The 23,858-nt window shown below is 73.2% G+C and carries 18 protein-coding genes; 12 read left to right on the top strand and 6 right to left on the bottom strand.

Annotated elements, in window-relative coordinates:
• Positions 1–13: 13 nt before the first annotated feature.
• The 4 genes from RM445_RS12880 to aroQ all read right to left on the bottom strand — a co-directional run bounded on the left by RM445_RS12880 (position 14) and on the right by aroQ (position 4,373).
• The gene (locus tag RM445_RS12880; protein WP_311556453.1) at positions 14–811 is read right to left on the bottom strand and encodes an efflux RND transporter periplasmic adaptor subunit; all 798 of its coding nucleotides are present in this window, start codon (positions 809–811) and stop codon (positions 14–16) included.
• Between the two features lie 30 nt (positions 812–841).
• Positions 842–2,707 (bottom strand): HlyD family efflux transporter periplasmic adaptor subunit, encoded by a 1,866-nt coding sequence (locus tag RM445_RS12875; protein WP_311556452.1) that lies wholly within the window; start codon positions 2,705–2,707, stop codon positions 842–844.
• Between the two features lie 150 nt (positions 2,708–2,857).
• Entirely contained in the window at positions 2,858–3,904 is a 1,047-nt protein-coding gene (locus tag RM445_RS12870) for a Gfo/Idh/MocA family protein (protein ID WP_311556451.1), read from the bottom strand.
• 10 nt (positions 3,905–3,914) lie between these two features.
• On the bottom strand, positions 3,915–4,373 hold the full coding sequence (gene aroQ / locus RM445_RS12865; RefSeq protein WP_311556450.1) for a type II 3-dehydroquinate dehydratase: 459 nt from the start codon (positions 4,371–4,373) through the stop codon (positions 3,915–3,917).
• 182 nt (positions 4,374–4,555) lie between these two features.
• Here aroQ and RM445_RS12860 point away from each other — a divergent pair, with 182 nt between their 5' ends.
• The 5 genes from RM445_RS12860 to RM445_RS12840 all read left to right on the top strand — a co-directional run bounded on the left by RM445_RS12860 (position 4,556) and on the right by RM445_RS12840 (position 10,074).
• A complete protein-coding gene (locus tag RM445_RS12860) occupies positions 4,556–5,602 on the top strand; it encodes an alcohol dehydrogenase catalytic domain-containing protein (protein WP_311556449.1) in 1,047 nt (348 codons plus the stop codon).
• Between the two features lie 65 nt (positions 5,603–5,667).
• The gene (locus RM445_RS12855; RefSeq protein ID WP_311556448.1) at positions 5,668–6,126 is read left to right on the top strand and encodes a L,D-transpeptidase; all 459 of its coding nucleotides are present in this window, start codon (positions 5,668–5,670) and stop codon (positions 6,124–6,126) included.
• 99 nt (positions 6,127–6,225) lie between these two features.
• Complete coding sequence (locus RM445_RS12850; RefSeq protein ID WP_311556447.1) at positions 6,226–6,576, top strand: histone-like nucleoid-structuring protein Lsr2; 351 nt, start codon at positions 6,226–6,228, stop codon at positions 6,574–6,576.
• Positions 6,577–6,896: 320 nt separating this feature from the next.
• Positions 6,897–9,365 carry a (Fe-S)-binding protein gene (locus RM445_RS12845; RefSeq protein ID WP_311556446.1) on the top strand — a complete coding sequence of 823 codons (2,469 nt, stop codon included), beginning with the start codon at positions 6,897–6,899 and terminating at the stop codon, positions 9,363–9,365.
• Positions 9,366–9,408: 43 nt separating this feature from the next.
• Positions 9,409–10,074, top strand: a complete 666-nt coding sequence (locus RM445_RS12840) for a maleylpyruvate isomerase family mycothiol-dependent enzyme (RefSeq protein ID WP_311556445.1) — start codon at positions 9,409–9,411, stop codon at positions 10,072–10,074.
• A 78-nt stretch (positions 10,075–10,152) separates the two neighbouring features.
• Here RM445_RS12840 and RM445_RS12835 read toward each other — a convergent pair whose 3' ends face one another.
• Complete coding sequence (locus RM445_RS12835) at positions 10,153–12,207, bottom strand: acetoacetate--CoA ligase (RefSeq protein ID WP_311556444.1); 2,055 nt, start codon at positions 12,205–12,207, stop codon at positions 10,153–10,155.
• Positions 12,208–12,399: 192 nt separating this feature from the next.
• Between RM445_RS12835 and RM445_RS12830 the strand changes: the two genes are divergently transcribed.
• The 7 genes from RM445_RS12830 (at position 12,400) to RM445_RS12800 (ending at position 22,602) form a co-directional block, all read left to right on the top strand.
• A complete protein-coding gene (locus tag RM445_RS12830; RefSeq protein WP_311556443.1) occupies positions 12,400–13,086 on the top strand; it encodes an ABC transporter ATP-binding protein in 687 nt (228 codons plus the stop codon).
• Positions 13,083–14,288 (top strand): ABC transporter permease, encoded by a 1,206-nt coding sequence (locus RM445_RS12825; protein ID WP_311556442.1) that lies wholly within the window; start codon positions 13,083–13,085, stop codon positions 14,286–14,288. Before RM445_RS12830 ends, RM445_RS12825 begins: the two co-directional genes overlap by 4 nt.
• A gap of 49 nt (positions 14,289–14,337) precedes the next feature.
• Entirely contained in the window at positions 14,338–16,236 is a 1,899-nt protein-coding gene (locus RM445_RS12820; RefSeq protein ID WP_311556441.1) for an HlyD family efflux transporter periplasmic adaptor subunit, read from the top strand.
• A gap of 109 nt (positions 16,237–16,345) precedes the next feature.
• Positions 16,346–18,313 (top strand): NHL repeat-containing protein, encoded by a 1,968-nt coding sequence (locus tag RM445_RS12815; protein ID WP_311556440.1) that lies wholly within the window; start codon positions 16,346–16,348, stop codon positions 18,311–18,313.
• Positions 18,314–18,344: 31 nt separating this feature from the next.
• Positions 18,345–19,307: an AAA family ATPase gene (locus tag RM445_RS12810; protein ID WP_311556439.1), complete on the top strand. Its 963-nt coding sequence runs from the start codon at positions 18,345–18,347 to the stop codon at positions 19,305–19,307.
• Between the two features lie 2 nt (positions 19,308–19,309).
• Positions 19,310–20,434, top strand: coding sequence for a DUF58 domain-containing protein (locus RM445_RS12805; RefSeq protein ID WP_311556438.1), 1,125 nt, complete (start codon positions 19,310–19,312; stop codon positions 20,432–20,434).
• Positions 20,431–22,602, top strand: a complete 2,172-nt coding sequence (locus tag RM445_RS12800) for a DUF3488 and transglutaminase-like domain-containing protein (RefSeq protein ID WP_311556437.1) — start codon at positions 20,431–20,433, stop codon at positions 22,600–22,602. Before RM445_RS12805 ends, RM445_RS12800 begins: the two co-directional genes overlap by 4 nt.
• 16 nt (positions 22,603–22,618) lie before the next feature.
• Here RM445_RS12800 and RM445_RS12795 read toward each other — a convergent pair whose 3' ends face one another.
• A complete protein-coding gene (locus RM445_RS12795) occupies positions 22,619–23,581 on the bottom strand; it encodes a serine/threonine-protein kinase (protein ID WP_311556436.1) in 963 nt (320 codons plus the stop codon).
• Between the last annotated feature and the right edge of the window lie 277 nt (positions 23,582–23,858).

Genomic DNA, 23,858 nt, shown 5'->3' with positions numbered 1-23,858 from the left:
TCGACGGGATCGGTCAGTTGTTGTTCTTGTGGATCTTCACCGTGACGTTCATCCCCGGCACCAGGTTCAGCCCCTGCAGGTCGTCGATCGAGACCTTGACCGGGATCACCTGGGTCACCTTCTGGAAGGTGCCCGACGAGTTCGACTGCGGGAACAGCGAGAACACCCCCGCCGCGCCGCCCTGGATCTCGCGGACGACGCCGTGGAACTCGTTGCCCGGGTACGCGTCGACCGTGAAGTCGACCCGCTGCCCGATGGTGACGGCGTCGATGTCGGTCTCGTCGACCCGCGCGGTGACGTAGACCTTGGAGAAGTCGTAGGCCAGCGCGAGCTGCGTCCCCGCGGTGACGAACGCGCCCTCCACGCCGTTGTCGACCGCGACGGTGGCGTCGGCGGGCGCTCGGATCGACTGCTGCGGCTGCACGAAACCACCGTTGACCTTGATCCGGCCCACCACCTGGTCCGCGGTGAGCTCGGCCCCCTGGTTCGCCCGCCAGTCGATCAGCGTCCCGCTGGACGGCGCGTTGACCGCGATCTTGTCGCCGTCGACCTGGGCGTTGTCCGTGGTGACGTAGTTGCGCGCGTCCAGGAAGTAGCTCGCGGCGAACACCCCACCGGCGAGCAGGGCGATCACGAGGATGATCAGCAGCGCGACCCTCGTGGAGCGCTTCAGCCCACGGCGGCCTGCCGGCTTGTCGGGCGCGGCGGCACCGTCGGACCCGGCGCCGTCGGACCCGTTGCCGTCGGCCCGCGGGCCGGTCGGATCCGTCGCGGTTCCGCCCGAGGGGGGCCCGTCGTTCGGGCTCGACATGGTCGCGCCTCCTCTTCCTGTACGGACTGGTCAGCGGCCGTTCGGCACGACGACCTCGTCGCCCGCCGACAGCCCCGAGAGCACCTGTGTGTAGGTGTCGCCGACCACGCCGGGCGTGATGTCCACGACCTGCTGACCGTCGAACCGCTGCACCGTCACCTGCGTCCGCCCGCCCTGGCGACGGATCGCCGTGTTGGGCACCGCCAGGACGTCGCGCAGCTCGGAGGTGACCACCGACGCCTGCGCGGTCTGGCCGTTGCGCAGCCGTGGGTCGGACTGGCTCAGCCCGACGGTCACGTAGTAGCTGATCACTCCGGAGAGCGCCGACGCCGACGGTGACACAGCTACGACGTTACCCGGCAGAGTCAGGTCCGGGACGGCGTCGAAGCGCACGTCCACCCGTTGGTTGGGTGACACACGTACCGCGTCGGACTCCTCGAACGGCACGACGACCTCGAAGGTGTCGACGTTGTCGAGTACGAGGAACTGCGTTCCGCCGGGCCGGCTGACCGTGCCCGCCGCCGGGCTGGTCGGTGTGTCGGCACCGGGGATGGCGCCCGTGCTGCCCGGGGCGAGCGGGGTCGTACCCGCGCTCGGGGCGAGGACCTCGCCGACGGCGCCGTTGAGGGCGGCGATCGTGCCGTCCGCAGTGGCGCGCAGGACGGTGTCGTCGACGTCCTTCTGCGCCGAGGCCACCGCGGCCTGCGACACCGCGACGAGCCCCCGCTGCTGGGCGATCAGCGACGGCCGGTCCGTCTGGGCCGAATCGAGGTTGTTCTGCGCGGTCACGACGCCCTGGCGGGCGTTCTCGACCTGGACGCGGCTCGAGGCCTCGTCGACGTCGCGGCGGGCCTCCGCCTGCTCCAGCGCCGTCCGGCTGGCCACCACCTGCCGGTCCGCCTGGGTCTGCGCCGACTGGAGGGTGGCCACCTGCATGCAGGCCGGGTTCGACGACGAGGCGGACGACGACACGAGCGAGCCGGCGAGGCTTCCCGCGGCCTTCAGGGCGGCCTCGAGCCGCTTCTTGCGCTCCTTCGCGGAGTCGGACTCACCGTCACCGTCACCGCCACCGTCACCGTCGCCGTCGGAGTCGGACTGCCCCAGGATCCCCGACAGCAGGCCCGAGGTGTCGATCGACGAGCTCGACGGCGTGCCGCCGGACGCGTCGCACCCGTTCTCGGCCTGGTCCAGCTGGTCGTCGATGTCGTCGCTGGCGTCCTCGTCGAAGTCGAGCTGCTTCTTGGCGCGCTCGACGGCCACGTCGTCGGCGTCCACGGTGGCCGAGGCCTGGTCCTGGGTGGCGTCGAGGATCTCCCCCGCCTGGTTCGTGGTGTTCTCGGCGCCCGTCACCGTGGTGGCGTTGACGATCCGGTTCAGCGCGGCCTGCTGGGAGGCGAGCTGGCCCTGCTGCTGTTCGAGCACGTGCCGCAGCTGCGTGTCGTCGACGGTGGCGAGCACCTGGCCCGCCGTGACCTTCTGGCCGACCTTGACGTCGACGGTCTTGAGCTGCCCGCCCTTGAGGAAGCCGAGGTTCTGCGAGGTGACGGCGGTGAGCGAGCCGGACGAGGAGACGGCCGTGGTCACGCTCGTCCGCTCGACGCGGACGGTCGGCGGAGGCGGCGGCCCGGACGACGTCGTGCAGGCCACGAGCGTGGCGGCGACCAGCGTGGTGGGCACCGCGATGCGGAGGATGCGGCGGGTCATCTCGGTCCGGGCCGTCACGGCCTTGCGGTGGCGTGTGCGCGGTGCGGGCACGGCGGAGATCACCTCCGTCGGCGACTCGGCCGTCGTGTCGACGGCCACCGGTCCGGCCACCGGGTCGACGGCCGCCGGCTCGTCGAACAGCGACGGGTCGATCCCCTGCGCAGCGGACGACGGCGCGTTGGTCTCGGGCACGCGGGATCCTCCACGGAGTGACGAGGGGGGTGTCCCCAACGACGGCGGGTGGGGACCGGCCACTCTCCGCCACCCGATGGATGGAACATACAAGCGTCATCGAGCCCTGCTGATCACGGGTCGTGCTCGTGACATCCCCGTGACGTGTACTCAGTCGATCTCGATCGGGGTACCGGTCCGGGCCGCCTCGACGACGGCCTCCACGACACGCAGGGTGTCGAGACCGTCACGCCCGGAGCAGATCGGCGTCGCTGCGCCCCTGATCACGTCGGAGAAGTGCGCGATCTGATTCGCGAGCGGGTCGCTGTGCTCGAGCGCGACGGTCGTCGAGGTGAAGGGCTCCCACCACGACCGCGGGCCGGGGTAGGTGCGCAGCCGCATCGTGGGCACGGAGAGTGACCCCGACGTCCCGGCGATGTGGTAGCAGTCCTCGTCGTCGTACCTGGCGTAGCTGGTGTTCTCCCCCGACGTCTGCTCCCACGAGCGGGGCGACGCGGCGGTGTCGGAGAGCAGGAACGTGCCCAGCGCACCGTTGGCGAAGGTGAACACCATGGCCGCGGTGTCCTCCACGGGGAACCCACGCGTCGCGTTCGACGTCACCGCCTGCACCCGCACGATCCGGCCCACGAGCGAGAGGAGGTTGTTCACCTCGTGGATCAGGTTGAGCAGGATCGGCCCGCCGCCGGGCTGCCGCCGCCACCCGTCGCCGACGTCGAAGTAGTCGTCGGGCTTGTGGAACAGGGCCGTCCCGGTGACGGCCACGACCGTCCCGAGCTTCCCGCTGCGCACGATCTCCCGGGCCGTCGCCATGATCGGCGAGTAGTTGCGGTGGTGGCCGGTCAGCACCGGCACGCCCGCCGCCTCGCCCGCCTCCACGAGCCGCGTCGCGCCCTCGACGGTGTCGCCGACGGGCTTCTCCACGATCACGGGCACGCCCGCCGCGACACACTCGAGCCCGCCGTCGACGTGCATCCGGTTCGGGGTCGCGAGGATCACGCCGTCCGGTCTCCCCGCGGCGAACAGCTCGGTGATGCAGGAGTGCAGCGGCACGCCGTACTTCTGCGCCAGCTCGGGGCCGACCGGACCGGGGTCGACGATCGCGGCGAGCGTCGCGACGGGGCTGGCGTCGACCTCCTCGACGTGCCGGCGGCCGATCAGGCCCGCACCGGCGACGGCGATGCGGACCTCGCCGTTCATCCTCCGCGGCTCACTTCTCGGCCTGGGTCAGCCGGTGCAGCGCCTGGATGCCCAACGTGTAGCCCAGCACCCCGAACCCGATCACGACCCCGCGGGCGACCGGGGAGATGAAGGAGTGGTGCCGGAACTCCTCGCGGGCGTGCACGTTCGAGATGTGGCACTCGATCACCGGCAGGCTCGCGCCCTCGATCGCGTCGCGGATGGCGACGGACGTGTGGGTGTGCGCACCGGGGTTGTAGACCGCGCCGATCGACTCCCCCGCCTTCACCGCGGCGCCCGTCTCGTGGATCCAGTCGATGATCTGGCCTTCCCAGTTCGACTGGTGGAACACCACGTCCAGGCCGAGCTTGCCGGCCTCCTGCCGGCACATCTCCTCGACGTCGGCGAGCGTGGTGCTGCCGTAGACCTCGGGCTTGCGGGTGCCGAGCAGGTTGAGGTTCGGGCCGTTGAGCACCAGGACAGACGCCATCACACGCACCTCTCGTCGTCGGGCCCCAGCTCACCAAGCGCATCCGTGGGCGCGCGAGGTCCTTCCGTCCAGTGACGGACGCCGGGCGTCGCATTGTGCGACATCCACGAGGACCGGCCGCCGTTAGCGTCGCTCGCGGCCGGCTCGGCCGGGCCCGGCCGGGAGCCCTGGAGGTATTTGGGATGAAGGCACTCGTCTACCACGGTCCGAACAGCAAGGCCTGGGAGGACGTGCCCGACGCGGCGGTGGTCGATCCGACCGACGTCGTCGTCCGGGTCGAGACCACCACGATCTGCGGGACGGACCTGCACATCCTCCAAGGCGACGTCGAGGCCGTCACCGACGGCCGCATCCTCGGTCACGAGGCGGTCGGCACGGTCACCGAGGTGGGCGCGGCCGTGACCGGCTTCGCCGTCGGCGACCGCGTGCTCGTCCCGGCGATCACCCGGTGCGGCCGGTGCGCCTACTGCCAGCGCGGCATGCCCTCGCACTGCCAGACTGTCGGCGGCATCGGCTGGATCTTCGGCCACCTCATCGACGGGACGCAGGCCGAGTCCGTACGCGTGCCGTACGCCGACACCTCTCTGTACCGCATGCCCGAGGGCGTCACCGACGAGCAGGCGATCTTCCTGGCCGACTCGCTGCCCACCGGCTACGAGGTCGGCGTGCTGGCCGGCAACGTGCGGCCCGGGCACACCGTGGCGGTGGTCGGGGCCGGGGCCGTCGGGCTCGCCGCGGTGCTCACCACCGGGCTGTGGGGCGCCTCGCGCGTCATCGCGGTCGACTCCAACAAGTTCCGGCTGACCAAGGCGCTGGAGTTCGGCGCCACCGACGCCGTCGAGGTCGGGCCGGGAACCGTCGCGGACGTGCTCGCCCTGACCGACGGACTGGGCGTCGACGTCTCCATCGAGGCCGTGGGCTACCCGCAGACCCTGCAGACGGCCGCGGCGCTGGTCCGCCCGGGCGGCACGATCGCGAACATCGGCGTGCACGGGGTACCGGTGGAGCTGCCGATGCAGGAGATGTGGATCAAGAACGTGACACTGACGATGGGGCTGGTCGACACCACGTCGATCCCGACCCTGCTGACGATGGTCGCGAGCGGCCGGATCCCCGCCGAGAAGATGGGCACTCACACGTTTGGCCTCGACGAGATCGACCGGGCCTACGAGGTGTTCGGCAACGCGTCCGCCCACGAAGCGCTCAAGGTCGTGATCACCGCTCGTTAATCCTTGTGGGGGATCGCACGCCGCGAGGCGGTACCGATCAAGCGGGCTTCGGCGACGATGACACTGTGACCATTCTTCGCGCCCTCGTGCTGACGATCACCCTGGTCGGCACCCTGTTCGGTACCGCCACGGCCGCCACCGCGGCCCCGGCGACCGTTCCCGCCGCAGCCGCCAAGAAGATGCCGTGCGCATCGACCGTCCGGGCCTGCGTCCGGCTCTCGACCAATCAGGCGTGGCTGCTGCGCAACGGCAAGATCGTGTCCGGACCCGTGCCCGTCAGCCACGGGCGCAAAGGCTTCGCCACGCCGCCCGGGACCTTCCGGGTCACGTACAAGAGCCAGGACCACGTCAGCACCATCTACGACCGGGAGATGCCGTACTCGGTGTTCTTCAACGGCGGGATCGCCTTCCACCAGGGCTCGGTGCGCCAGAAGTCGCACGGGTGCGTCCACCTGACCGCGTCGGCCGCGCGCGCGTTCTTCTCCGAACTGAGCCCGGGTGACCGCGTCCAGGTCGTCGCCTGACGCCATTTCCGATGGCGCGATCGGTCGATTTGCCTTTCTGCAGTAAAGGCACCACAATCTGCCAGCGACCGTGGGAACCGATCGAAACGGAAGTGGCAAATGGCTCAGAAGGTGGACGTGCGGTTCGTCGACGACCTCGACGGCTCCGAAGCGTCCGGCACCGTCTCGTTCGCGCTCGACGGACGCGCCTACGAGATCGACCTTTCCGAGGAGAACGCGGCCAAGCTGCGCGACTCGCTGGCCACCTTCGTCGCCGCAGCGCGCCGCACCGGCAGCCGCCGGCCGCGCAGCCAGCGCAGCAGCACGTCGGAGGCCCCGGCGGCGCCCGCGCGGCCCAGCCGCGAGGCGACCGCCGCGGTCCGGACCTGGGCCCGCGAGAACGGGCACGAGGTCTCCGAGCGCGGACGGATCCCGAAGGCCGTGATCGAGGCCTACAATTCGGCACACTGAGTCGTCGGGCTGAGTCGGTCTGCTCCGGCGGAGGCGCCCTGTACGGGGAGCCCGCCGGCGGCACGGCTTCCTGAAGGCGCGCTTCTCCCATAATGGGGAAGTGACGGCCGATGCCCGGACGGACTTCCCGGATGCCGGTGTGCGGTGATCGCCGTCCACGGGCGCCGCCGTGCCACATCGGCGATTGCGGGATTCCTCACGGCCGGCCAGGTCGACAGGCGCGGGCGCGGGGCGCAGGGTAGGACGGCGGGTGTGGATCGACGACCGTGCGCGTCGCGACGAGCGACGGCCGCCTGCAGCGTTGCGGGGAGGAATGTCGGATGAGCGCCGTGCAGGTCGTGCTGGGTGTCGCCACGGCGCTGTTGACCGTGGTGGCGGTCGTGTTGGTGGCGCGGACCGTGGCGCGGATGGTGGCGATCATCCGCGTGGGCCAGCCGGACGGGACGCGCACCGGTCCGTTCGGGCCGCGGCTCACGACGATGCTGGTGGAGACCCTCGGTCACACCCGGATGCTCAAGTGGAGCCATGTCGGGGTCTTCCACTGGCTGGTGATGGTCGGCTTCGGCGGGCTGTTCCTGGCGTTGGTGGAGGCCTACGGCGAGGTCTGGAACCCGCGGTTCCACCTGCCGCTGATCGGCCAGTGGGGGCCCTACAGCCTGCTGGTGGAGCTGCTCGGGGTCGGCACCGTGCTGGGCATCGTGGTGCTGTCGATCTACCGGCAGGTGGCGAACCCGCGCCGGTTGGGGCGGGCGTCGCGGTTCTACGGCTCGCACATGGGGCGGGCGTACTTCGTCGAGGCGGTCGTGTTCGTTGAGGGCGCGGGAATCCTGCTGGTCCGCGCGGCCAAGCACGCGATCGGGGCGCTGGACGTACCGGCGTGGTCGGCTCCCGTCTCGATAGGAATCGGGCAGGCGATCGGGTCGCTGCTGCCGGACGCGCCGGTGCTGGTGTCGGTGTTCGCGACGTTGAAGATCGTGTCGGCGACGGTGTGGCTGATCGTCATCGCCCTGCAGCCGACGATGGGCGTGGCGTGGCACCGGTTCACCGCGTTCCCCAACATCTACTTCAAGCGCGGCTCGCTGCTCAGCCCGGCCGACGGGTACAAGGCGCTCGGGGCGCTCAAGCCGATGATGTCCGGCGGCAAGGTCCTGGACCTGGAGGAGGCCGACCCGGACACCGACATCTTCGGTGCCGGGCGGGTGGAGGACTTCACCTGGAAAGGCGTGCTGGACTTCACCACCTGCACCGAGTGCGGCCGTTGCCAGAGCCAGTGCCCGGCGTGGAACACCGGCAAGCCGCTCTCGCCGAAGCTGCTGGTGAACGCGCTGCGCGACCACGCCTACGCGAAGGCCCCCTACCTGCTGGCCGGAGGCCGCCGCGACATGGGCGGCGACGAGGTCGGGATCACCGGTGAGGGCGCCGAGGCGAAGCTGGCGACGATCCCGGTCGACGCGTTGCGGGAGGCGGAACGCCCGCTCGTCGGTTCTCTTGAGGCCAACGGGGTGATCGATCCGGACGTGCTGTGGTCATGCACGAGCTGCGGGGCGTGCGTGGAGCAGTGCCCGGTCGACATCGAGCACGTCGACCACATCGTCGACATGCGCCGCTACCAGGTGATGATCGAGACCGAGTTCCCCACCGAGCTCGCCACGTTGTTCAAGAATCTGGAGAACAAGGGCAACCCCTGGGGGCAGAACGCCCGCAACCGGCTCGACTGGACCAAGAACCTCGACTTCGAGGTGCCGCTGTTCGGTGCTGATGGATCAGGCGAGCTCGCCCCGGAGACCGAGTACCTGTACTGGATCGGCTGCGCCGGCGCGTTCGACGACAAGGCGCAGAAGACCGTCCGGGCGACCGCGGAACTGCTGCACCGCGCCGGGGTGGACTACGTGGTGCTCGGCACCGACGAGTCGTGCACCGGCGACCCGGCGCGGCGGTCGGGCAACGAGTTCCTGTTCCAGATGATGGCCGCCCAGACCAAGGAGCTGTTGGACGGCGTGTTCGAGGGCCGCGAACCGGGCACGCGGAAGATCGTCACGACCTGCCCGCACTGCTTCAACACCCTCGGCCGGGAGTACCCGCAGCTCAGCCAAGAAGGAGAGCTGGGCGGCCACTACGAGGTGGTGCACCACACCCAGCTGCTCAACACCCTCGTCCGCGAGGGGAAGCTGGTCCCGGTCGCCGCGCCGGACCGGACGGTGGACGTGACCTATCACGACCCCTGCTACCTGGGCCGGCACAACGAGGTCTACACCGAGCCGCGCGCTCTCGTCGGTGCCGCCGGGGTGCGGCTGGCCGAGATGCCGCGGCACGCCGACCGCTCCTTCTGCTGCGGCGCCGGCGGCGCGCGGATGTGGATGGAGGAGAAGATCGGCAAGCGGATCAACCTCGAGCGGGTCGACGAGGCGCTCGACACGGGCGCGGAGAAGATCGCCACCGGCTGCCCGTTCTGCCGCGTGATGCTGTCCGACGGGCTGACCCAGCGCCAGAACGAGGACCGCGGGGAGAACGTCGAGGTCCTCGACGTCTCCCAGCTCCTGCTCGCCGCGGTGAAGCGCGGCGATCCCGCCCCGGACGAGAAGGTGGACCAGCTCGGCGACGGCGCCCCCGGCGTCGAGACCACTCCCCTGTCGGGCACCCAGGTCAGCGGCGCCGGTCCCGCCTCCGCCGTCACCGCGGACGCGGAAGGTGACGTCTCGGTGGGCGGCGGCAGCCCGGGCGGGGCGTCGACGAAGGGCGCCAACCCGGACGCAGCGCCGCCGCCGGGCGAGCACCCGGGCGGCGGCTGAAGTCGAGCCGGGCGGGCGGGGCACCGAGTGGTTGGGTGTGCCCGTGGACGCCATCGCGGAGTGGAGCAGGGCCCAGCAGCGGGTGATCGACCTGGTGGCGGACCTGCCGCCCGACCGTGCCGCGGCGATGGTGCCGTCGTGCCCGGACTGGACCGTGCGCGACCTCCTGTCGCACATGGTCGGCCTCGGCGTGGACGTCGTCGCCGGTGACGAGCCGGACGACCACAACGACGCGTGGACGGGCAAGCACGTCACCGAGCGGCGCGACCGCGACGTCGCCGCGCTCGTCGCCGAGTGGCAGGCCGTCGCCGATCCCCTCCGGGCGTGGATGCGGGCGAACAACGTCCGCCCGCTCGGTGACGTGATCATCCACGAGCAGGACCTGCGCGGGGCACTTCGCGTCCCGGGCGGCCAGGACACCGACGGGCTGCGGGCGATCCGCGAGCGGTTCGTCGGCCGGTTCGCCGGGCGGGTCGAGGCCCTGCCGCCGATCGCGCTCGTCGGCGACGTCTGGACCTGGGCCTCCCGCGGGTCCGTGGACGACGCGGAGGTCGTGCTCCGGGCGCCCGACTTCGACCTCGCCCGCGCCCTGGTCACCCGCCGCTCGGCCGCCCAGCTCCGCAGGTGGACGGTCCGCGGCGACGTCACGCCCTACCTGGACGCCTTCGCGATGCTGGGCGCCCTGCCGACCACGGACCTCACCGAGTAGCCCGCCCCCCATGTAGCGAAAGCGGCGTTCGGTGCACTGAACGCACTGAAAGCCGCTTTCGCTACATCCCCGCCACCGTCAGGCCCGCCCGGCCATCTCCAGGAACGGCGCCAGCGCCTCGGGGTTCTTCAGCGCCCCCCGGCTGACCGCCTTCTCCGGGTCCACGCCGGCCAGGATCCGTTTCACCGGGACCTCGCACTTCTTCCCGCTCAGCGTCCGCGGCACCTCATCGACCAGCACGAACCGGTCCGGGACGTGCCGTGGCGACAGCTCCTTGCGCAACGCGGTGCGCAGCGACGGCTCGACGTCGACCAGCGACGCCCCGTCGGCGAGCACCAGGAAGCACACCAGAGCGCCCTCCTCCGTGGAGCCGAGCGCGGTGGTGTCGATCACCAGCGAGTCGACGACCTCGTCGAAGCCCTCGATCACCGCGTAGAGGTCGGCGGTGCCCATCCGGACGCCGCCCCGGTTGAGCGTGGAGTCGCTCCGGCCGCTGATGACGAACGACCCGCGCGGCGTGGCGCGCAGCCAGTCGCCGTGCCGCCACCGCCCCGGGAAGTCGGCGAAGTACGCCTCGCGCAGCCGGCTTCCGTCCGGGTCGGCCCACAACGCCACCGGCATCGACGGCATCGGCTGGTTGATCACCAGCTCGCCCACGTCGGCCGGGTCGTTGCTGAGCGGGACGTCGTCACCCTTCTCGTCGACGGCGTGGATGTCGGCGCCCAGCGCCGCGCACGACAGCTCACCCAGCCACACCGGCACCGTCGGAGCGCTGGCGATGAACGCGGTGCACACGTCCGTGCCGCCGGACATCGAGGAGATCTGCACGTGTGCGCCGACCGACTCGGCGATCCACGCGAACTGCTCGGGCGCCAGCGGCGAGCCGGTGGAGCCCAGCGTGCGCACGCCGGACAGGTCGTGCCGCTCGCCCGGCGCGAGGCCGGCCTTCTGGCACGCCTGCAGGAACGGCGCCGACGTGCCGAACACCCCCACCCGGTGCCGCTCGACCACCCCCCACAGCACGTCCAGGTCCGGGTGCCCCGGGCTCCCGTCGTAGAGCACGACCGTCGAGCCGACGAGCAGCCCGCCGACGAGGAAGTTCCACATCATCCAGCCGGTGGTGGTGAACCACAGGAACCGGTCGCCGGGGCCGAGGTCGTACTGGAGCGCGAGCGCCTTGAGGTGCTCGACGACGATCCCGCCGTGCGACTGCACGATCCCCTTCGGCAGGCCGGTCGTCCCCGACGAGTAGAGCACCCACAGCGGCTGGTCGAACGGCACGTGGGTGAACTCCAGCGGCGCCGCCGTGGCGGTGAGCTCCGCCCACGGGACCGTGCCCTCCAGCGTGGCGTCGGGGTCGAGGTGCGGCACGAGCACCGTCGCCCGCAGCGTGGGCAGCGCCTTCTGCAGCGCGGCGACGGTCTCGCGCACGTCGAACGCACGGCCGTTGTAGCGGTAGCCGTCAACGGCGACCAGCACCGTGGGCTCGATCTGCGTGAAGCGGTCGAGCACGGCACGCGACCCGAAGTCCGGCGAGCACGACGACCACACGGCGCCCAGCGACGCCGTCGCGAGGAACGCGACCAGGGTCTCGACGGAGTTCGGCACCAGTGCGACGACCCGGTCACCGCGGCCAACACCCGCCGCCGCGAGGCCCGCGCGGGCTCGCCCGACCAGCTCGCGCAGCTCCGCGTGCGTGACGACGCGCTCGCGGTAGGCGTCCGGACCGTCGTCCTCCACGATCCCGATCGCGGCGACGTCGTCGTCGCCCCGCCCGGGACCGGGGGTCAGCGCGTGCTCCGCGTAGTTGAGCGTCGCACCCGGGAACCACTGGGTGCCCGGCATCTCGCGTCGGCCGAGCGTCGCGGTCGGCGGCTCGTGGAAGATCACGCCCAGGTTCTCGGCGACCGCCGACCAGAATCCGTCGAGGTCACGCACGGACCAGTCGTGCAGACCCGCGTAGTCCAACTCGTCAGCAGTGAACCCGTCATCCACCCCGCGGTGCTCCTGCACCCAGCGTGCGAACCCCGCGACCCGCGATCCGCGCGCCTTCTCGGGGTCCGGGGCCCACAGCACGGGGGGGTCCTGCGCCGAGGAGTTCTGCACTGGGTCGTTCTGGGCGGCTGCGTCCATCCGGCCATTTCACTGCACCGCCGCCCACGCGTCGAGGCCCCCGCGCTGAGCCGTCCGGCTGAGGCGCCTCTCAGCCCACCCCCCACCGGAGGGAGGTACCTTCTCGCAAGGTCATCACAGGTGGTAGCGGGGCGGCGTCCTCATGTCTGACGAAAGGGTTGCGATCGTGGCAGCCTCCGGGCGGAGGTGACGATGCTCGAGCTCGAGGACGTCACCAAGGTCTACAGCACCGGCGCCATCGAGGTGCGGGCCCTCGACGGGGTCTCGCTGAACGTCGACGAGGGCGAGATGGTCGCGATCATGGGCCACTCGGGGTCCGGCAAGTCGACCATGATGAACATCCTCGGCTGCCTGGACGCCCCGACGAGTGGCCGCTACCGGCTCGACGGCGTCGACGTCGCCGGACTCAACGACAACCAGCTGGCCGCCATCCGCAACCGCAAGATCGGCTTCGTGTTCCAGTCGTTCAACCTGCTGCCCCGTACCAGCGCACAGCGCAATGTCGAGCTGCCCCTGGTCTACGCGAGTCAAGGCAACCGGGCCGCCCGCGCGAAGGCTGCGCTGGAACGCGTCGGGCTCGGGGCGCGGGCGGGTCACATGCCCAACGAGCTCTCCGGCGGCCAGCAGCAGCGGGTGGCGATCGCCCGTGCCCTGGTCACGAACCCGGCGATGATCCTCGCCGACGAGCCGACCGGTGCGTTGGACAGCGTCTCGACCGACGACGTGATGAAGCTGCTCGTCGAGCTCAACGAGGCGGGCCGGACGGTCGTGCTGATCACGCACGAGGACGACGTCGCGAGCTACGCGACCCGGGTGGTGCGGCTCGACGACGGGCGCATCACCAGCGACACCCCCCACCGGCGCGGGGTGCGGCTGTGAACCTCACCGAGGCGCTGCGGATCGCCCTGCGTGCCCTGCGGGCGAACCGGCTGCGCTCGGTGCTCACAACCACCGGGATCATCATCGGCGTGTCGGCGGTGATCGTGCTGGTCGCGTTGGGCAACGGCATCCAGGCCGGGTTCACCGAGCAGTTCTCCTCGCTCACCACGCAGATCACCGTGTCACCGACCGAGGGCGACCGGTCCGCGCAGCCGCTGACCGACGCCGACGTCGACGCGCTCACCGACCGTGCACTGGCCCCGGACGTCGCCACCGTCACGCCGCTGGTGACGGGCAGCGCCCTGTTGCAGCAGCAGGGCCAGGTCGGCTACCGGACAGGGATCACCGGCACGACGGCGAACTACGCCGACGTCACCGACATCGACCTCGTCGTCGGCTCGTTCTTCGACGAGCAGCAGGAGCGGTCGAAGGCCAAGGTCGTGGTGCTTGGGCCGCAGCCGGTCACCGAACTGTTCGCGGGCAACGCCGGCGACGCGATCGGCCAGCGCATCCGGATCGGCCGTACGACGTTCCGGGTGATCGGCGTCGCCGCACCGGCACAGAACGACGACGTCGCGTACATGCCGCTGGAGGCCGCGCGCAGCTACGTGCTCGGCGGCAGCGACGAGATCAACACGGTGATCGTCTCCGCCGGGTCGGCGCAGGCCGTCCCCGCGGCCCTGCAGCAGGTGACGTCGATCCTCGACGAGCGGCACCGGATCACCGACTCCACCGAACGCGACTTCGACGCCCGCGCCCAGCAGGACTTCATCGACCAGGCGTCGCAGTTCCTGACCTTCCTCACGCTGTTCACCAGCGCAATCGCCGGCATCTCGCTGGTCGTCGGCGGGATCGGCGTCGCGAACATCATGCTGGTGTCGGTGACCGAGCGGACCCGCGAGATCGGTATCCGCAAGGCCATCGGGGCCACGCGCCGCGCGATCCTGCAGCAGTTCCTGCTGGAGTCGACAGTGCTCGCCGGGCTCGGCGGGATGCTCGGCGTGCTGGTGGGGCTCGGCATCACGTTCCTCGGCGGGCTCGTGCTCCCCCGGCTCGTGCCCGACTTCCCCGTCCCTGCGGTCTCCCCGGGCTCGGTGGTGCTCGCCCTGACGGTCAGCCTGCTGATCGGACTGGTCGCGGGCGGCTACCCGGCCAACCGCGCCGCACGACTGCGCCCGATCGAGGCACTGAGGTACCAGTAGCCACCCGGCCGCTCCCCCCGTTATCGAAGAAGAAGTAGAAGGAGGTTCCATGAGTCAGGACATCGCGTCGACGCCGGTGCGCCAGCACGGCAGGCGGCGGACGATCCTGCTCATCGCGACCGCCCTGGTCCTCATCGTGGCGATCACGATCGTGGCCGTGAGCTGCTCCGGCAACAACGAGACCGGTCCCCCGACCGTCGTCGTCGACCGCGGCACCGTCGCGCTGGCGGTGTCGGCATCGGGTTCCATCGCCCCGGGCGGGCGCCAGAGCCTCGGCTTCGCCGACGGCGGCACCGTGACCGAGGTGCTGGTGAACGTCGGCGACCAGGTCCAGCCCGGTCAGGTGCTCGCCCGGATCGACGACACCGTCGCCCGCCAGACCCTGGCGCAACGCCAGGCCACACTCGCCCAGCAGACCGCCACGCTGAACAAGCTGATCGGCGGCAACAGCGTCGAGGCGGCAGAGGCCTCGCTGGACAAGGCCCAGGACATCGAGCGGGCGACGCGCCGGCAGGTCGACGCGACGAACGCCGCGAACCGGTCGGCCACCTCGCGGGCCCAGACGCAGCTGAGCTTCGACAAGTCGTCGCTGGACCGGGCCGAGCAGCAGTACGACGCGGACCGGTCCGCGTGCCGGGCGAGCCCCCGCACCACCACGGCGACAGCCACGACGCCTCCTGCGGCCGCCGCGACCGTGCCGACCACCGCCGCACCGACCGGCGTGCCCACGACGCCCTCGACGGGCGGCCAGCAGCCGGGCGGCCAGCCGGGCACCACCGTCACCGTGACCGTGCCTCCCCCCACGACCACGCCGACCAGCCAGCCGACGCGCCATCGCCGGAATTCCGGCGACTCCGGCGATTCCGGCGGCAACGGCGACTCCGGCGGCAGCGGTCGCGTCGTCACCGAGCGGGTCGGGCTGCGGGCCGCGTCGTCCCCGCTCGACGACGACGTCGACGACGACGTCGCGCTCGCCGACGGCCGCACCGGCGCCGCCTGCAGCCGCCTGCTCTCCGACCGCTCCGCCGTGCAGCAGGCCGAGGGTGCCGTGGTCGCCTCGCAGACCGCGCTCGACGCCGCCGAGGAGCGGGAGAACACGGACCGGGCGGCGGGCGACGTGTCGATCCAGAACGCCCAGCAGGGCGTCGTGACGGCGCAGAACCAGCTCGGGACGGCCGGGAACGACCGCCCGCAGGACATCGCGGCGCAGCGCGCGCAGGTCGAGGACGCCCGCGCCGGCGTGGTGATCGCCCAGCGCGACCTCGACGAGACGGTGATCATCGCACCGGCGGTGGGCACGGTGACCGCCATCAACGGCACCGCCGGCGAGGTCGTCGCGCCGCCGTCGGCCGTCACCGCCCTGGCTCCCGGCGGCAGGGCACCGCTGCCCGCCACCTCCGGCGGCACCGGCACGGGCACGGGCGGGAGTGCCGCACCCGGCGCAGGCGCCTTCCTGACGCTGGACTCCGCCAACTCCTTCCAGGTGGTCGTGCCGTTCGAGGAGGCCGACGCCGCCCGCGTCCTGCCGGGGCAACCCGTCCAGGTCTCCGTCGACGCGCTGCCGAACGACACCCTCACCGGACGCGTGACCAGCGTGGCACCGAGCGGGGTCGACCTGTCGGGCATCGTCAGCTACTACGCGACGATCACCGTCGACGGCGCTGCGGACCGGCTGCGCGACGGCCAGACCGCCGAGGCCGACGTGCGCGTCGAGGTCGCCGACAACGTGCTGCGGGTGCCCGCGGCCGCGGTCCGGCGCAGCGGTGGGCAACCCACCGTGACGATCACCGGCCCGGACGGAACACCGGTCTCCATGCCGTTCCTGGCCGGGCTCGTGGGCGACGACTACGTGGAGGTCCGCTCGGGGCTGACCGACGGCGACAAGGTCGAGCTGCCGCAGGCCACGGTGACCGCGCGTCCGCAGGACCAGGGACCGCCCGACAACTGATCCACGGCTCCGGGTTCATCTCGATCGCGAAACGCGTGACAACGCTGCGTCACGCCGACCGTCCTACCGACGAGTGGAAGGAACATCCGCCACCCGATCGGAGGAGCACGTGCGCGCACTCGCGACCCTGCGATCGCACACGGTCACACTCCTCGTCACGATCGGCGCCCTCGCCGCGGTCGTCGCCGCGGCGGTCGTGGCCACCGGCTCCGGGCCGCCGTCGGTCTCGTTCCGCGAGCCGGGGCACTGGGTCTACAACCGGATCGAGCGCGCGGCGTTCCACGTCGACGCGGGCACCCGGCGGGTCGACGCCCGCGTGGACGTGCCGTCGGCCGCCGGTGACCCGCTCGCCGTGCTGCAGGGCCACCGTCAGGGGTTCGTCGTCGCCCGCGAGGCCGTATCGCCGTTCGCGCGCGCGGCGCTCACCGTCGGCGCTCCGGCGCCCACCGGGCACGACGAGGTCCCGGTCGGCGTCGAGGTCGTCGGCGGGCCGTACCTGGTCTACCCGCAGGCGGGCACGATCGTCCGGCTGGGCGAGCCGCCGACGTCGGTGGAGGTCGGCGGGCCGGTGGGCACGCCGGTGCACACCGCCGACGGCACCGTGTGGGTGCACCGACCCGACACCGGCGAGGTGTGCGGGCTGCGCAGCGGGGCCGTGACGCTGGACTGCGCGGCCAGCACCGCCCCCGACGCCGTCGGGGCCCTGACCGTCGTCGCCGGTCGACCGGCGTGGCTCGACACCGCAGCCGGCACGCTGACGATCGACGCGGGCACTCCGGTCGCCGTGGGCACGGACCTGACCGGCCCCGTGCTGGTCGGTCAGGCCGACGGAACGGGCCGGCTTCCCGTCGTCGTCCCCGGCCGCGGCGCACTCGTCCTCGCCGACCCCGGCGGGAGCACCCCGGTCGTGGTCGATCTCGGTCCGGGCCGTTACGCCGCTCCCGCCGCCGTCGGGAACGTCGTCGCCGTCCTCGATCTCGACCGGGGCCGCCTGCGGACGTTCGACGCGACCGGCGCACCGCTGCGGAGCATCGACCTCGCACCCGGCGCGACGGGCCCGACCCGCGGCGAGGACGGCCGCCTGTACGTCGACGACCCGCAGGGCACGGCCACGACCGTCGTCGAACCCGACGGATCGGCCACCACGGTCACCACCGGCGGTACGTCGTCGGCGGGCGTCGCCCGCGCTGTCGCGGAGGTCTCTGCCGGCGGCACACCTGCCGGCACGGACCCCGACGGCGCGCCGGTCGTCGTCCCCCGGGCACCGACGGCCGTCGCGGTCAAGCGCCAGGGCGACGTGCTCACCGTCTCGTGGCGCGCCCCGGCCGGCGTCGTCGACCATTACACGGTGGTGCTCGACCGCGCCGTCGCGACGACCACGACCGCCACGTCCGCGACACTGCACAGCACGGTGGACCGCCCGGTGCGGGTGGCGGTGTCGGCGACCAACGCCGCCGGGACCGGCCCCCTGTCGGCGGCCGTGACCGCGTCGGCCGCCGTCGTCCGGCCCGGCGCGCCCGTCGGGCTCACGCTCGCCGCGGACGCGAGGCGGCCCTCGGCGTTCGCGCCGTCATGGACGGCACCGGACCTCGGCGGTGGTGACCTGGTGCGCTACGAGGTCAGCCTGATGTCCGCGACCGGGGTCCGGACGACCCGGACGACCACCGCGACGTCGCTGCCCCCGGTCACCGGCGAACCGTGCGCCGTCCCGTACACGGTGTCCGTCCGCGCGGTCACCCGCACGCCCGGCGGTCGGCTGCTCACCGGGCCCCCCACGACGGCGACGTCGGCCACCCGGTCCAGGAGCGGCTGCGCCGTCCGGATGGCCCTGGCCGCGAAGGCCGACGGCGACGACACGATCACGGTCACCGCGACCGACGGCGGCGGGGCGACCGGGCCGTGCGCGCTCAGCGTCGGCGGTGAGATCCGCTGGTCGGGCACCTGCGGCGACCGCGCCCGCACGCGGATCGCCGTCGGCGGGCTCGACTCCGAGACCACCTACACCGTGGTGCTGACGGCCCGGAACCCCGACGGCACCACGATCCGGACCGACCCCGTGTCGGTGACGACCGACTGATCTCCCCCGATCCATATCCACGGAGCTCCCCATGCCCCTGAGTCCCGCCCGGGCCGCCGCACTGCTGGCCGAGAACGTCCAGCGCGTCATCCAGGGCAAGCCGGAGGTCGTCCGGCTCGCCACCGTCGCCCTGTTCGCCGAAGGTCACCTGCTGCTGGAGGACGTCCCCGGCACCGGCAAGACCAGCCTCGCCCGCTCGCTGGCGCGCAGCATCGGCGGCCGATGGAGCCGGATCCAGTTCACCCCGGACCTGCTGCCCGGCGACATCACCGGCGTCATGATCTATCAGCAGGGCACCGGTAGCTTCGACTTCCGCCCCGGCGGCGTCTTCGCGAACGTCGTGCTCGCCGACGAGATCAACCGCGGCACGCCGAAGACGCAGTCCGCGCTACTGGAGGTGATGGCGGAGCGGATCGTCACGGTCGACTCGGTGCCGTACGCCGTGCCGCGGCCGTTCCTGGTCGTGGCCACGCAGAACCCGATCGAGCTCGACGGCACCTACCGGCTCCCCGAGGCCCAGCTCGACCGGTTCCTGATGCGGGTGGGCGTCGGCTACCCCGACCACGACGCCGAGGTCCGCGTGGTGCTCGGCGCCGCGACGGGCGTCGACCCGGACGCGCTGACCCCCGTCCTCGATCTCCCCGAGCTCGCCGCGGTCATCGCGCAGGTGCGGCGGCTGCACGTCGATCCGCTGGTTGCGGGCTACGCGGTGCAGATCGCCTCGGCGACGCGGGAACACCCCGCCGTGCGCTACGGGGCCAGTCCCCGTGGAAGCGTCGCGCTGGTGGCCGCCGCACGGGCCGCGGCGGCGATCGAGGACCGGTCGTTCGTGTCGCCGGACGACGTCAAGACCATCGCGCACGCGGTGCTCGCCCACCGGATCGTGCTCACGCCGGAGGCCGAGCTGAACCGCCGGACGGCGGCCGAGGTGCTCGACGACGTGCTCGGCGCGATCCCGCAGCCGACTCCCCAGCCGGCCGCGGCCCGGGCCTGACCGTGCGACCCACCCCGCGCGGCACCGCCGTTCTCGTCGGTGCGGTCGTGCTGCTCGTGCTCGGCGTGGTGCTGAACCTCCCGCTGCTGCGGGCCCTGGCGGGCGTGATGCTGGGGGCCGTCGCGCTGGCCTTCGTGCCGACGGCCGGTCGGCTGCGCCTCGGCGTGACCCGGGCGGTGCACCCCGACCGCGTCGACACCGGCGCACCGGCGTTCGCGGAGCTGGTGGTCCGCAACCGCACCCACAGCCGCCGACCCGGCTTCACCGCCGTCGACGCCGTCGGGTCGCAGGTCACGCCGATGCGGGTGCGGTCGCTGCCGCCCGGCGGGTCGGCGCGGTACCGGTACGAGCTGCCGACCACCCGGCGCGGGCGGATCCCGGTCGGGCCGCTGAGCGTGGAGCGCACCGACCTGCTCGGGCTCGCGTTCAGCCGCCGGGCCGTCGGCGGGGAGACCCACGTGTGGGTCCACCCGCGCCGGCACGCGGTGCGGCTGGCCGAGGCCGGCCGGGCACGGCACCACCATGAGGGCGCTCCGCCGCCGCATCCCATGGCGGGGGCGATGGACCTGCGGGCGCTACGGCCCTACGTGCCCGGCGACGAGCTGCGCCACCTGCACTGGAAGGCCACGGCGCGAACCGGCCAGCTGATCGTCCGCGAGTACGTCGACCCCGCGCAGCCGTGGTGCGTCGTCGTGCTGGACACCCGCCACGACCTGCTGGACGCCGAGGCGTTCGAGGCGGCCGTGGAGATCGTCGCGTCGGTGCTGTGGGCGGCCGCCGAGCAGGACCGGCCGGTGCGGCTCGCGACGACGGGCGGGCTGGTCGTAGACGTCCGCGCGGGGACGAGCGGGCTGCGGGCTGCGGCCGACCAGCTGTGCCTGCTCGAGCAGGACACCGCGGCGGAGCTCGACCTGGCGACGGTGGGCTCGCGCTCCGGCGACGGGTGGTTCGTGCACGTCGGCGGAGCGCCGGGTGAGGCGGTGGCGGTCCAGGCGGCACGCCACGCCGAGGCGATCGCGTTCGACCTCTCCGACGCCCCGGGCGGATCCACCGGGGGGCTGCTCACCATCCGCGAACGCGACGCGGCGCGCGCCCTGCGGCAGTGGAACGCGACGGTGGCCCGGTGATCGGGACCGTCGCCTCGGCGGCGCCAACCTGGACCGAGCGGGAGCAGGGCCGCAGCGGACGGGCAGCGGGCGGCGGGCTGCTGCTCGCCACGGCCGTCGCCGGCATGTCGTTCTCCGGCATCTTCACCCCGGCCGCACTGGTTCTGCCGGTGCTCGCGGTCGGCGTCGGAGTGGCGGCCGCCGACCAGCTCACGCTCGGCCGGGCCCGCCCGGCCGTAGTGCGCGCGCCTCTCGGCCTCCTCCTCGGAGCCACGGCAGGAGCGGCGGCGCTGCTGCTCCCGAGCGGTGTCCCGCTCTCCGGGCCCGGTCTGCGGGTCGTCGCCGACAGCGTGCTGCACGGCTGGCTGCGCTCGCTCGAGTCGACCCTGCCCGCCCACCCCGACCTCACGCTCGTCGGGTTCGTGCCGGCGCTGGTCCTGCTCACGGCCGTGGTCGGGGTCGAATGGCTGCGCCGCGGCGTCGCTCCACCGCTCACCCTGCTGCCGAGCCTGGCCGTTCTGGTGCTCGCGCAGCTCTTCGCCTCCGTCGGGGGGCTGCCTGCCGTCGGGCTCGCGGCGGCGTACGGCGTGGGCGCGGGTGTCGTCCTCGCGGACGGGTGGCGGTGGGCGGAGGCCGTCGGCCCGGCGCTGTCGGTCGTCCTCGTGGCGGTGTTGGTCGGCGGGCTCCTCGCCGTCACCGACCCGGTCGGCGGGCCGGCATGGTCGATGCAGGACCGGATCACGCCGTCCACGGTCACGGGTGGAGCCGTGAGCCCGCTCGCCGAGCTCGCCGGCCGGCTCGACCGCCCCGACGAGGTCGTCTTCACCGCGCGGGCCGACGCGCCCGTCACCCGGTGGCCACTGGTGGTGCTCGACGGCTACGACGGCGCGGGGTTCACCAGCAGCGCGCGCTACCGGCCGCTCGGGGCGCAGCTGCCGCCCGACCCGAACCTCACCGTGCCGGTTCGCCCGACCGCCGCCGACGTCACCGTAGCCGCCGGGTTCACCGGGCCGTGGCTGCCCGGGCAGGGCGGGGTGCGCTCGGTCGAGGGCCTGCGGCCGGCCGTCGATCCCGAGACCGGCAGCCTGCTGCTTCCCGACGGTGCGGCGAGCGCCCGCTACGGGCTCGCCTGGTTCGCCCCGCAACCGGGGCCCGAGCAGCTCGTCGGCGCCGCGGTGGATCCCGAGGCCGGTGGCACCGAGATCGACGGCACGCTGCCCGCCGCGGTGACGACCGCGGCGGCCGGGGCGGTGCGCGGGGCGCCGCCGTCGTTCGACACCGCCCTGACGCTCGAGCGCTGGTTCCGCGACAACTACCGCCTCGCCGGCGCCGACCAGCGGCCGACGGGCAGCGGAGACGTGCAGCTCGTCCGCTTCCTCACCGACTCCAGGAGCGGCACCAGCGAGCAGTTCGCCGCGGCCTACGTCCTGATGGCCCGCGCGGTCGGGATCCCGGCCCGCCTCGTCGTCGGGTTCCGGCCCGGGCCAGCGGGGCCCGACGGGGTGCAGGTGGTGCGCAACGGCGACGCGTTCGCCTGGCCGGAGGTGGCGGTCGCCGGCGCGGGCTGGGTGCCGCTCGACCCGACGGGTGGCGCCCGCGAGGCCACCGGGCCGTCCGCCGCGACCGACGCGGCGACGGAGACCGCACGCCGGCGAGCCGCGGCCCAACCCGTGGCGCCCGCGCCGGCGCCTCCCGCGGCCGTGGCGACGCCCCCGGACGCCGAACCGATCTCTCTACCCGGGCGGTGGGATGCCATTCTTGCGGGGGCCGGGATCGCCGTGGTGGGCGTCGTGCTGCTGGCTCTGCTCGGCGTGCCGTCGATCAAGCGGGTGCGGCGGGCCCGGCGACGGCGTTCGCCGGGCAGCGGCGCGGTGGTCGGGGCGTGGCTCGAGGTCCGCGACCGCCTGCGCGACCACGGCGTCGAGGCCACCACGGACATGACCGTCCGCGACCTGCGGCGGCCCGCCGGCCCGGTACTCAACGGCAGCGGCGCCGAGTTGGAGCGGCTGGCCCGGTGCGTCGACGAGGCCCTGTGGTCGGGCGCCGTCGCGCCGACCGACCTTGCTGCGCGCGCGTGGGGAGCGGAGAAGTCGATCCGCGGGGCGCTCACCGAGCAGCCACTGAAGGCGCGGGTCCGTGCGGCCGTCCGGCTGCGCGGGCTCACGCGGGTGCGCGACACCCGCCTCTGAGGCGGTCCCGGCCGGATCAGCCGGCCACGGGCCACACCAGGAGCACGCCGGCGACGACCGCGATCACCACGGCCAGGCACGCTGCGGTGAGCGCCCACGGGGCCGGGTGCCGGCCGGAGACCGGTGCCCGGCGCTCCGCCGGCTCCGGGGCGGCCTCGCGGACGTCGGTGTCGCGCTGCCCCGGCACGACGCCGTCGGCCGCCAGCAGCCCGATCGCCCGGTGCAGTGCCGGCCGCGACGCCGGTTCCTTGGCGAGCATCGCCAGCACGAGCTCCGCGAGCCACGCCGGCCCGGGTGGGGCCGCCGGCTTGTCGAGCAGGACGCGCGCGAGCCGGTCGTGCTCCTGCTCCCCGCGGCGGGTCGGGAACGGCGGAGCACCCGCGAGCGCGGCGTAGAGGATCGAGCCCAGGCCGTAGACGTCGGTGCGGTCGTCCACCGCCCCGTCGGCCCGGACGGTCTCCGGTGCGGCGTGCACCGGCGCGGCGGCGTCGGTGGCGCGGTAGTCGCGCAGCACCGCCGGTTCGACACCGGCCAACACCGGCACGGCGCCGTCGCGCAACAGCACGCTCCCGGGCGTGAGGTCGCCGTGGCGCACCCCGCCGTCGTGGGCCCGCTGCAGCGCGCGCCCGATCACCAGCCCCACCGCCGCCACCTCGTGCGGATCGAGCCGGCCCCGCTCCGCGATCCGGTCGGCGAGCGACCCCTCGCACAGCTCGGTGACGAGGTAGGGCCGCCCGTCGGGGAGGACGTCCGCGGCGTGCACGGCGACGATCCCGAGGTGCGCGAGCCGCCCGATCGCACGCGCCTCGTCGCGGAACTGCTCGGCGGCGCCGCGCTCCAGGAGCCGGACGTCGAAGACCGTGACGGCGACCCACCGGTCGGGGTGGTCCTGCCGCGCGCGGTAGACCTCGGCGTGCCGCTCCCGACGGAGCGGGGAGAGCTGCCGGAACCCGGGCAGCTGCGGGGGCTCCGGGATCACCGCGGCAGGGTAGCGCCGCGGGCGAAGACCTCCTCGCGCGGCCGCCACGACGTCGATCGCACCGCTGAACACGCTGCCGCAGGTGGTGGGGCGTGCTCGGTCACGAGCGCGCGAAAGCTCGGCGGAGGCGCCCGGCGGGGGCGTGGAGGAGTGCAGCATGGTGGCTTTGCTGCACTCCCACCGCAGCAAAGCCACCATGCTGCGAAGCCCGGCGGCGCACCGCGACCGGATCGTGATCTGACCCGGCCAACGCGCCGCGGCGCCCTGTGCGACAGCC

Source organism: Pseudonocardia charpentierae, assembly GCF_031845345.1.
Lineage (GTDB): Bacteria > Actinomycetota > Actinomycetes > Mycobacteriales > Pseudonocardiaceae > Pseudonocardia > Pseudonocardia charpentierae.
Note: the sequence above shows the minus strand (reverse complement) of the source record. Positions and strands in the feature narration are given on the sequence as shown.